This window comes from Pantoea nemavictus (assembly GCF_037479095.1).
Taxonomy (GTDB): Bacteria; Pseudomonadota; Gammaproteobacteria; order Enterobacterales; family Enterobacteriaceae; genus Pantoea; species Pantoea nemavictus.
On record NZ_JBBGZW010000001.1, the window covers coordinates 1209661 to 1220672 of the forward strand.

The 11012-nt window shown below is 57.1% G+C and carries 10 protein-coding genes; 3 read left to right on the forward strand and 7 right to left on the reverse strand.

Annotation, left to right across the window (positions count from 1 at the left end):
- Positions 1-321 precede the first annotated feature (321 nt).
- Positions 322-3069, forward strand: coding sequence for an autotransporter domain-containing protein (locus tag WH298_RS05540; protein ID WP_180822404.1), 2748 nt, complete (start codon positions 322-324; stop codon positions 3067-3069).
- Between the two features lie 101 nt (positions 3070-3170).
- Here the strand turns inward: WH298_RS05540 and recJ are convergent, their stop codons facing one another.
- From recJ to xerD, 3 genes are read right to left on the reverse strand one after another with little or no spacing between them, the layout of a single operon-like run.
- Entirely contained in the window at positions 3171-4895 is a 1725-nt protein-coding gene (recJ, locus tag WH298_RS05545) for a single-stranded-DNA-specific exonuclease RecJ (protein ID WP_007890272.1), read from the reverse strand.
- Between the two features lie 9 nt (positions 4896-4904).
- On the reverse strand, positions 4905-5618 hold the full coding sequence (gene dsbC / locus WH298_RS05550; protein ID WP_180822405.1) for a bifunctional protein-disulfide isomerase/oxidoreductase DsbC: 714 nt from the start codon (positions 5616-5618) through the stop codon (positions 4905-4907).
- Positions 5619-5640: 22 nt separating this feature from the next.
- Positions 5641-6534 carry a site-specific tyrosine recombinase XerD gene (xerD, locus tag WH298_RS05555; protein WP_007890274.1) on the reverse strand — a complete coding sequence of 298 codons (894 nt, stop codon included), beginning with the start codon at positions 6532-6534 and terminating at the stop codon, positions 5641-5643.
- Between the two features lie 99 nt (positions 6535-6633).
- Here xerD and fldB point away from each other — a divergent pair, with 99 nt between their 5' ends.
- On the forward strand, positions 6634-7152 hold the full coding sequence (gene fldB, locus WH298_RS05560; RefSeq protein WP_007890275.1) for a flavodoxin FldB: 519 nt from the start codon (positions 6634-6636) through the stop codon (positions 7150-7152).
- On the opposite strand, the gene WH298_RS05565 is transcribed toward fldB, so the two are convergent.
- Positions 7149-7541 carry a protein YgfX gene (locus WH298_RS05565; RefSeq protein WP_191322097.1) on the reverse strand — a complete coding sequence of 131 codons (393 nt, stop codon included), beginning with the start codon at positions 7539-7541 and terminating at the stop codon, positions 7149-7151. The genes fldB and WH298_RS05565 overlap by 4 nt on opposite strands.
- Before the next feature lies 1 nt (position 7542).
- A complete protein-coding gene (sdhE, locus tag WH298_RS05570; protein ID WP_007890277.1) occupies positions 7543-7809 on the reverse strand; it encodes an FAD assembly factor SdhE in 267 nt (88 codons plus the stop codon).
- A 218-nt stretch (positions 7810-8027) separates the two neighbouring features.
- Between sdhE and ygfZ the strand changes: the two genes are divergently transcribed.
- Complete coding sequence (gene ygfZ / locus WH298_RS05575; RefSeq protein ID WP_180822406.1) at positions 8028-9011, forward strand: tRNA-modifying protein YgfZ; 984 nt, start codon at positions 8028-8030, stop codon at positions 9009-9011.
- A 98-nt stretch (positions 9012-9109) separates the two neighbouring features.
- On the opposite strand, the gene trhA is transcribed toward ygfZ, so the two are convergent.
- Both trhA and WH298_RS05585 read right to left on the reverse strand, forming a co-directional pair.
- Positions 9110-9763, reverse strand: a complete 654-nt coding sequence (gene trhA, locus WH298_RS05580; protein ID WP_180822407.1) for a PAQR family membrane homeostasis protein TrhA — start codon at positions 9761-9763, stop codon at positions 9110-9112.
- Positions 9764-10248: 485 nt separating this feature from the next.
- The gene (locus WH298_RS05585; protein WP_180822408.1) at positions 10249-10992 is read right to left on the reverse strand and encodes an SDR family oxidoreductase; all 744 of its coding nucleotides are present in this window, start codon (positions 10990-10992) and stop codon (positions 10249-10251) included.
- Positions 10993-11012: the final 20 nt, after the last annotated feature.

Below are 11012 nucleotides of genomic sequence, written 5' to 3' on the forward strand. Positions count from 1 at the left end.
GATAATTAATGCCGAATGCATTTATTAAAGACCATGATTTTTAAGGCAATTTCATCAAAAATACTGCGTGAGAAATTTCCTGCAATAAAGCAGAAGCGTCTCAAATAACGCCATTAAGCAGCTGATACTCCGACCATCGAATTGTGCGTCCGCCTTTATCATTTTGCTCAGTGACTATCCCCTATCCAGCATCACTACCGTCCCGATCGTTTGTCACCACGCCCGCCAGGAACGCGCCGCCCCGACAAGGAACGACACCGTAATCAGCGCCCGTTAATGTGAGCGGGCACGACATGTCCTGAGAGACATGAAGGAGCATTGATGTATACCGGTTTGCGCACTTCACCACGCTTACTTGCCTGGTTAATTCCCTTGTTACTCGCCGCCTGTGGCGGCGGTGGAGGCGGCGGCGGCAATTCAGCCCCCTCACCCACCACCGGCACGCCTAAACCGCCGGAGCAGCCCAGCAGCGCGGCTAATGCCAGCAAAGTGGGCATTATTGATTCGGGATTGTCGCCGGATCGCAGCGAAATCAACTACGCCAACGTGCATTTCGCCAGCTATGTCGGCGGTGGCTCCGGCTTAAATGATAATCAGGGGATCAACGGCCACGGCACAGTTGTGGCGCTGACGCTGCTGGGTTTGTCGTCCAGCAGCGCGCTGTATGTGGCTCAGGGATCGCAGAATAATCTGTTTAACTATGATGACACCGAGCGCGCGGTTAACGGCCTGCTGAGTCAGGGCGTGCGCGTTTTCAATATGTCGTTTGCCTCAACCGAGCGCCTGACCACGGCGCAGGCGTTAACTGATGCACAGCCGCGCTATCAGGTGCTGGTGCAAAGCCTGCGCGCTATTGCCGCCGCTGACGGTCTGGCGGTAGTGATCACCGGCAACGGAGGTACCTCAACCCCTTCCCCTAATGCCCAGCTACCGCTGATTTATCAGGAGAGTACGCTGCAAAAAAACATGCTGGCCGTCACCGGCGTGATGGACAGCACTTCCTATGACACGGCAAATCGCGCTCCATTAACCGGCCCGTTTGATGCCTGCGGCAATGCTGCGGCCTGGTGTCTGAGTGCGCCCGGTTATACCGATTATCGCTTCCAAAATACCGATGGCAGCGGGTCAAACGTGCGTAGCTACGGCACCTCGTTTGCTGCACCACGTGCCGCAGCGGCGGCCTCGCAGGTGTTACAGCGCTTTCCGTGGATGAGCGGCTACAACCTGCAGCAAACCCTGCTAACGACCGCCAGTTACCGCAGCGATGCTTACGCGAACGTGGCGGATAGCGCCAACGGGCGACCTTACAACGACACCTTCGGCTGGGGCGATCTCAACCAGGCCAAAGCGCTGAACGGTCCGGCGATGTTCTGGGCCGATGATTTTCATGCCAGCCTCGATGGCGGTCGTTATCAATTTGCCAATGCGATTAGCGGCGACCATGGATTAGTGCTGGACGGCACTGAGCGTGGCGGCGTACTGCAGTTAACCGCGAATAACAGCTATCTCGGCCAGACGCGCGTCGCAGCCAACACCTTGCTGATCGCGGGGGCTATCGCCGGAAGTGCCAGCGTCAGCGGCAGCGGCACCCTGGGCGGCAGCGGCGTGATTGGCGGCAACCTGCTGAATCAGGGCTCGGTTAACGGCGGCTTACAGGTACAAGGCGATTATCAGCAAGGCAGCAACGGCGCACTGAATATCGCGCTGGATAGCCCGCTGCGCGTCGCAGGCCACTCGACGCTGGACGGCACGCTGAATCTTGCGCCGCCCTCATCGGCCTATGTGGTGAAACAGCAGGAGACACTGCTGACCAGCGATGCGGGCGTCAGCGGGCAGTTCAGCCAGGTGAACACCGGCGTATTCCTTGAGGGTTCCGTCAGCTATAACGCCACTAGCGTTAGCGGCCAACTTACTCGCAAAAATACCGCTGCTACTGCGGCGGCACTCGGCTTAAGCGCTGCCAGCACGCAGCAAACGGCGGCCAATCTGGAGCAGGCATTCAGCGTGGCGGATAACTGGCAGCAACAGGGTTCGCTCAGCCGCTCACAGCAGAGTGCGCTGGGTGCCGCTGGTGCATTCCAGACGCTGGCCGATGCCAGCAGCGCGCAATCTGCTATCAATTCGCTTTCCGGCCAGGCGCACGCCTCCAGCAACGCGGTGCTGTTTAATGCGCTGGATTATCAAACGCGTCTGCTGAGCAACCGCATCGCCGATGCCAGCGCCGATAAGCGTTACGGATTCTGGCTGGAGAGCGGCCAACTACGCGGTTCACTCAATCAGGATGGCTATCTCGGCAGCGATTATCGCAATACTTTGACGGCCTTAGGCGTGGACAGTGATTTGGGCATTTCCGGTCTGCGCGTGGGTGTGGCCTGGACGCAGAATCAGATCGATTCAACATACGATCAAACCGGCGGCACCAGCCGCAACCGCCTGCAGGGCGCCATGCTGTATGGTCGTTACGACCTGACGCAGGCATGGTATCTGCAGGGCAATCTTAGCTACCAACACGGCCGCGATGAGTTAAAGCGTCTGGTGCTGCTGGATGAGGCCGCACCGGTCTCCTCCACCACCAGCAGCAACAGCTGGCAGGCGGCGCTGCAAAGCGGCTATCGCTGGATGATTGAGGATAATTATCGCCTGGAACCGTATCTCGGCTGGCGCGAAACCGGGCTGGAAACCGGCGCGTTTACCGATAAAGGCAGCGCGTTCGGCTTGAGCGGCGACGGCGATAGCTATCATCGCAGCGTCGGTTACAGCGGCTTGAATCTCAGCGCACGACAGGATTGGTCGGCGAATTGGTGGAGCATGTTGAGTCTGTATGGCGAATATCAGTACGCGCTGAACAATCCGTCAATGGATGTCAGCGCGCGCTGGAGCGGTTTTGGCGCTGAACAGAACAGCTTCCAGATTACTGGCATGCAGCTCGATCGCCGTTCGCAGTGGTTAGGCGTACGGTTGGACGTGGTGCAAGCGGCGCGCGCGCGGCTGTTCTTGCGTGCCGATCAGCACTTCGCCGATCGCGGTGACGAGAAAGTGCTGCGCGGCGGCGTGGATGTGAGTTTCTGAAAAGCGCTATGAAGGTCAAAAGAGCGCGATAAAACGCGCCGCTACAAATACGTGCAAATATTGTAGCGGCGCAATTCATTGCGCGATGCAACTGATGCAACCTACATCGGCCAGATGTGATCGATGATCAACTGTACTGAACGGTTGCCGCGGTACTCGTTAATATCCAGCTTATAGGCCAGCTGCACCTGACGCACGCTGCTGTCCGGCCACAGCGTGGTATCCACGTTGAAGGCAATGCCATCTAATAGCGGGCCTCCACCGAGCGGCTCGACCATCACTTTTAAATGGCGCTCGCCCACCAGCCGCTGTTGCAATAGCTTGAACTTGCCATCAAACACTGGTTCCGGGAACGCCTGGCCCCAGGGACCGGCTTCGCGCAGCATCTCAGCGGTGTGCAGCGTAAACTCCTGCGCGTGCAGCTCGCCATCAGACCAAATCACGCCCTGCAACGCTTCACCATCCAGCCACTCATCAATCAGTGCGGCAAAACGCTCACGAAATTGCTCATACTTTTCGCTTTGCAGTGACAAACCGGCCGCCATGGCGTGGCCACCAAACTTGATCATCATGCCGGGGTAGAGCGTATCGAGACGCTCCAGCGCATCGCGCAGATGCAAACCGGCGATCGAGCGACCGGAGCCCTTCAGCGTGCCGTCACCGGCGGGTGCGAAGGCGATCACCGGACGATGGAAACGCTCTTTGAGACGCGACGCGAGGATGCCCACCACGCCCTGATGCCACTCCGGATGGTAGAACGCCAGGCCCAGCGGCAGATCGGTGTGCTGACGTTCGAGCTCATCACATAGCGCCAGCGCTTCGCTCTTCATGCCCTGCTCAATCTCTTTACGCGTCTGATTGAGCGCATCAAGTTCATTAGCCAGCATGCGTGCCTGAGAAATATCCTCGGTGAGCAGCAGCGCCACGCCGACCGACATATCATCCAGGCGACCGGCGGCGTTGAGGCGCGGACCGACGGCAAAGCCAAGATCACTGGCGGCGAGCTGGCGGGCATCGCGGTTGGCGATCTCCAGCAGCGCGCGGATACCGGCGCGGCATTTGCCCGCGCGGATGCGACTTAAGCCTTGCCACACCAGAATGCGATTATTGGCATCCAGCGGCACCACATCCGCCACCGTACCCAGCGCCACCAGATCGAGCAGTTCCGCCAGGTTCGGCTCCGCGCGGCCATCGCTAAACCAGTTTTGCTGACGCAGATGCGCACGCAGCGCCAGCATCAGATAGAAGGCAACGCCGACACCCGCCAGCGAGCGCGAAGGAAATGCGCTGTCATGAAGATTGGGGTTCACAATCGCTTCGGCGGCAGGCAAGGTTTCGCCCGGCAGATGGTGATCGGTAACCAGCACCGGAATACCATGCTGATGTGCGGTATCAACACCGGCATGCGAAGAGATGCCGTTATCGACGGTGAGGATCATCTCCGCACCGCGCGCTTTGGCCTGCTCGACCACTTCCGGACTTAATCCGTAGCCATCTTCGAAACGGTTCGGCACCAGGTAATCAACGTTGCCGCCCAGGCTGCGCAACGCCAGCACGGTTAACGCCGTACTGGTGGCGCCATCGGCATCGAAATCGCCCACCACCACAATGCGCTTGCCCGCTTGCAGCATCTGATGCAGCAGCGTTACTGCGGCTTCAATCCCCCCCAGCGTTTGCCACGGTAGCAAGTGTTTGGCGCCGCGCTCCAGCTCCTGCGCGTCTTTAACGCCGCGCTGCAGATATAAACGACGCAGCAAGGGCGGTAAATCAGCGGGTAAGCTGGCGTCGGCCTCGGCTTCACGCCGACGCAGTTCAACAGAGTGCATCACTGTGCGTTAACCGCCACGCTTCTGACCGTCGAGCACTTGCTTCAGCTCTTGCGGTCCCTGATAGCCAGGAATCATCATGCCGCTATCGGTAAGAATGGCTGGCGTGCCCTGAATCCCAAACAGGATGCCGAGTTTGTACTGCTGCTCAATATTGATTTTGCAGGTAGCCGGCGCATCCATCTGCGGCGCATCGCCTTTCATCGCGGCATCAAAGGCTTTTTTACGATCGGCGCTGCACCAGATGGCGCGCATGGCTTTTTCCACCTGGCCGTTCAGACCTTCACGCGGGAAGGCGAGATAGCGCACGGTGATGCCAAGCGCGTTGTAGTCCGCCATCTGCTCATGCAGCTTGCGGCAGTAGCCGCAGGTGATGTCGGTGAACACGGTGATTACGTGCTGCTCTTTCGGCGCTTTGTAGACAATCATGTCTGGCGCCAGCGCGCTGACTTTTTTGTCCAGCAGCTGGTTGGTGACGTTGACCGGCTGGCTGCCGCTGACATCATACAGCGGGCCCTGAATCATATGCTTGCCGTCTTCGGAAACGTACAGCACGCCGCTTTCGGTCAGCACGGTTTTCATGCCTGGCAGCGGTGACGGCTGGATTTCCGCCTGCTGCAGCCCAATTTTCTTCAGGGTTTGCTGAATGGCATTGTCATCGGCGTGTACCAATCCAGTGAATGCACTGACCAGCAGAGCCAGCATCGTAAGCTGCTTTTTCATCTTAAATCCTTGTTACCGCAACTCAAGCGCGCGGATGATGCTGTTGATGTAACAGACGCAGACGCTCGGTAGCGACGTGCGTATAAATTTGCGTAGTCGAGAGGTCGCTGTGGCCCAGCAACATCTGTACGACGCGTAAATCGGCGCCGTGGTTCAGTAAATGTGTGGCAAATGCGTGGCGCAGCACGTGCGGCGACAGTTTTTCGCTATCGATACCGGCAAGGGTCGCATAGTGTTTAATGCGATGCCAGAAGGTCTGCCGCGTCATTTGCTGCGCGCGCTGGCTGGGGAACATGACGTCCAGCGTTTGCCCATTCAGCAACCACGGCCGGCCATGTTCCATATAGTATTCAATCCAGTAAACCGCTTCTTCACCTAACGGCACAAGGCGCTCTTTGTTGCCTTTACCGATTACGCGCACCACGCCCTGGCGCAGGCTAATATCGCTGATGGTTAGCCCGACCAGTTCCGTGACGCGCAATCCGGTGGCGTACAGCAGCTCCAGCATCGCTTTGTCACGCAGTTCAAGTGGTACATCAATACTCGGCGCCTGCAGCAGGCGCTCGACCTGATTCTCGCTGAGATCTTTCGGCAAACGCTGCGGCAGCTTTGGCGCGGCAAGCAGCGCGCTGGGATCGTCGCTGCGCACTTTTTCCCGATAGAGATATTGGCAAAGGCGGCGGATGGCGCTGAGGGTGCGCGCCGAGCTGGTGGCCTTATAGCCGCCCTCAACGCGCTCGGCGAGAAACTGCTGCAAATCAAGCGCTTCCAGCGTTAGCAGCGTGCGATCGTGATGATGCAGCCAGCCGGTGAGCGTCTGGAGATCTTGCCGGTAGGAGGCGAGCGTGTTCTGCGCCAGATTACGTTCAATCCAAAGCGCATCGAGAAACTGTTCGATCAGATCGCTGTCCTGCACTGTTATCTCCGCCGTGTGAAATCGTGCTCATTATGCCTGAATGTAGCCTGCTTCTGGTACAATTGCCCCCGAGTCAGTTTCAGTCAGAGCATTAATTGCATGAATATTGGTCTATTTTACGGTTCCAGTACCTGTTACACCGAGATGACGGCGGAGAAGATTCGCGACTTTATCGGCGAAGAATTAGTCACGCTGCACAATCTGAAAGATGACGACCCATCGCTAATGGAGCAGTACGATCTGCTGATCCTCGGGATTCCAACGTGGGATTTTGGTGAGCTGCAGGAAGATTGGGAAGCGATTTGGCCGCAAATCCCGGCACTGAATCTGCGCGGTAAAATCGTGGCGCTATATGGCATGGGCGATCAGGGCGAGTACGCCGAATGGTTTCTCGATGCGCTAGGCATGTTGCACGAATTGCTGCAGCCGATGGGCGTGCAGTTTGTCGGCTACTGGCCGCTGGAAGGCTACGAGTTCACCAGTAAAAAACCGCTGACCGCTGACGGCTCGCAGTTCGTTGGTTTAGCGCTTGATGATGTGAACCAATTCGACCTGAGCGATGAGCGCGTCGAACAGTGGTGCGAACAGATTCTGACCGAAACCGCGGCGCTGCTTTAAGGCAGCGTTTGCCCATCACGCAGAAAACAGCAGGCGCGCAGCGTGCGCCATTCACCGGGCGGCAGGCTATCGTGCATCAACCACAGCCGCCAGCGTTTCCCCTGCTGATTACGCAATACCAGCAACACGCCGTACGGCAGCCAATCCGCTTTACGTTGGGCTTGCCAGCGCACGCCGCGCCACAGCCAATCGCCCTTTACGTCCAGCGTCAGGCAACCCACGCGCTGCACTAAGCGCCGTTCGTTACGCCAGCACTCCGCCAGCAGTAACAATAAGATGGCCGCTTTGCCCCACGCCCATTCGTCTGGCCAACTCAGGCTCAGCAGCAAACCGGCACACAGCAGCGACAGCGTCACATTCAGCGCGCGCGCACTGGGTGACGCCCGCAAATTACATTGCCACCGGACCGCGTTCACGGTTGCGCTGCTGAATCAGTTTCACCATACGTTTGAACTCGGGATCCACCGGTTCGCCGTGATTCATCAACCAGTTGAACAGATCCGGATCGTCACTCTTCAGCAGGGCAATAAACACCTGCTTATCGGTATCATTCAGCGAATCATATTCGTATTTGAAAAACGGCATGATAGCGATATCCAGCTCCAGCATGCCGCGACGGCACGCCCACTGGACGCGGGCTTTGTCATTAATTTCCATGTCTCTCATTCCATGGCTAAAAACAGTGGGGCTCAGTGTACCTGCTTTTTTTTCTCGCTGCAGGCGCTGTGCTTATCCCTGTGCAATGTCACGGCGTTACGGCCCCTGATTTGCAAAGGACATCACGCGATTTGTGCGCCAGATTCAGTAAACAGGTTGCAAAGCCGCACTGCTCTTTTACCATTGCTACCTATTACCTCATTAATCAGGAAAGACATATGTCGATTTTTACCCTTCCACCCCGCCAGCCCGCTGCTTCGTCACGCCTGCCTTTAACCCTGATTTCGCTCGACGAATGGGCGTTGGTTAAGGTGCAGGGCAACGACAGCACGTCTTATCTGCAAGGTCAGTTAACGTTGGACGTCGCCGCCATGGGCGCAACGCAACATCGCCCGGCCGCGCACTGCGATGCCAAAGGCAAAATGTGGAGCAATATTCGCCTGTTCCATCGCGGCGAAGGTTACGCTTACACGGTGCGTCGTAATCTGCGTGAACAGCAGCTTACCGAACTGAAAAAATACGCGGTGTTCGCCAAAGTGACCATCGTGGCCGATGATGATGCGGTACTGCTGGGCGTCGCCGGTTTTCAGGCGCGCGCCGCGCTGGCGAATCTTTTCAGCACCCTGCCCGATGCAGAAACACCGGTTGTACAGCACGGCGAGAGTACGCTGCTGTGGTTTGCACATCCTGCTGAGCGTTTCATGCTGGTGACGACGCCAGAGCAAGCGAATGTGTTGAAAGAGAAGCTGGCGGGGGAAGCGCAGTTCAACGACAGCCTGCAATGGCTGGCGCTGGATATCGAAGCTGGCATTCCAGTGATTGAAAGCACCACCAGCGCGCAACTGATTCCACAAGCCACTAACCTGCAGGCGCTGGATGCCATCAGCTTTAAAAAAGGCTGTTACACCGGCCAGGAGATGGTGGCGCGCGCCAAATTCCGCGGTGCGAACAAACGTGCGCTTTACTGGCTGGCAGGCAAAGCCAGCAAAGTGCCGGAAGTGGGTGGTTCACTCGAGCTGCAGATGGGCGATAAGTGGCGCCGCACCGGCACAGTCTTGAGTGGCGTGCAGCTGGATGATGGCAATGTGTGGGTGCAGGTGGTGATGAACAACGATCTGGAACCGGATAGCGTACTGCGCGTGGAAGGTGACGAAAGTGGCCAACTGACGATTCAGCCACTGCCGTATTCATTGGCTGATTGATTGCCGCTGTTTTAATCCGGGTGCGCCTGAATGCGCACCCGACGAAATCCGCGCGGTTCTATTGTAGGGTCGCCATTCAGGGCGACCGGGACCACAAACTACATCACATAAAAATAGATAGCGCAGAAGTGCAGCACGCTGCCGCCCAGCACGAAGCCATGCCAGATGGCGTGACTGTATGGAATACGGCGCGAGACGTAAAAAATCACGCCGAGCGAGTAGACAACCCCTCCGGCTGCCAGCAGCCAAATCCCGCCCGGCGACAGCTTAATCGCCAGTTGATAAATCACCACCAATGACAACCATCCCATACCCAGATAGGTCACCAGCGACAGCGCTTCAAAGCGATGGGCAAAGGCGATTTTGAACAGGATGCCCATCAGCGCCAGGCCCCAGATCACCGCCATCAATCCCTGTGCCAGCGGCGAATTGAGCCCGACCAGCAAAAATGGCGTGTAGGTGCCCGCAATCAACACGTAGATGGCGCAATGGTCAAATTTCTTCAGCCAATATTTGGCTTTCTGATGTGGAATAGCGTGATAAAGAGTTGAAGCGAGATACAGCAAAATGATGCTGCCGCCGTACAAACTGTAACTGGTAATTGCGGTAAGGTTAGCTTGAGATTCAACGGCTTGGGTCAGCATTAGCACCAAGCCGATGATGCCGAAAATGCAGCCAATTCCGTGACTAATACTATTGGCGATCTCTTCAGCCAATGAATAGCCCTGGGCCAAAATTCGGTTTTGTGCCATGAAGGGGATTCCTGAACAACGGAAAAAGCGAGTGTGCTATTTCTGAGCAATCAGAGTAACGAAGATAAATTTCAGTGTACACATGTACGCTAAAATAAATCTGTCAGCGGGTGTGAACGACTTGAACTCAATTTTGGCTGCATTGACTGACATCGGTCGCCATCAATGGCGTAATGCCGATTAATTAAGCGCTGAGCGACTTTCGTTCGCCATCGGCTGGGGCAGTTTCAGCTATGCCGTGCGGCGACCGAGCAGAGGACGCCTCAACACCCGCGCTGCAGCATCGATGCATATTCCTGAATCATCATAGCTGTAACGCCTGTAGGGGCGCCATTCATGGCGACCAGGTAGCCCCCGCGGAGCCAGAGCGCTGCTTAACTAACGGGCATTACGCCATAAATAGCGCCCCTACGATGTTTGGATGCGTTTTTTGATACAGGGTTATGGGCTGCTTTTTCAGATCGGCATTTGTGCCGAGCAGGTAATTATCTGCCGCCAGCGGCGTCAATAAAGGTGCCCGTCACGTACGACGCAGCATCGCTCGCCAGCCAGACAATCGCTTCGGCGATCTCTTCAGCCTGGCCGCCGCGCCCCATCGGCAACGCGCTGGCAAGACGATCCACTCGGCCCGCTTCGCCGCCATCGGCGTGCATTTCGGTATAAATCAGGCCCGGTCGCACGCTGTTAACGCGGATTCCGTGCGCCGCCACTTCCAGCGATAAGCCTTTGGTTAGCGTATCCATCGCCCCTTTTGACGCGGCATAATCCACATACTCACCCGGCGCACCGAGACGTGACGCGGCGGATGATACATTGACGATGGCGCCACCTTTTCCGCCATGATGCGTACCCATGCGTTTTACCGCCTCGCGGCAGCAAATAAAGGTGCCGGTGACGTTGGTGGCGAACACGCGCTGAATTCGCTCGGCATCTAACTCTTCTACCCGACATTGAGTAAACAAAATACCGGCATTATTCACCAGCACCCGCAGCGCGCCGGCTTGCTCATCCAGTTGGGCAAACATGCGCATCACCTGCACCTCATCAGCGATATCGGCCTGCAGCGCAAAGGCGCTTCCGCCCTGCGCTTCAATTTCTGTCACTACCGCAGCCGCTTCAGCTACACGCTGGCGAAAGTTAATCGCTACACGATAACCAGCCTGCGCCAGCAATAAGGCGGTTGCACGTCCAATCCCGCGACTGCCGCCCGTTACCAAAGCCAGATCCATTTTTGCCTCCAAAACAAAAG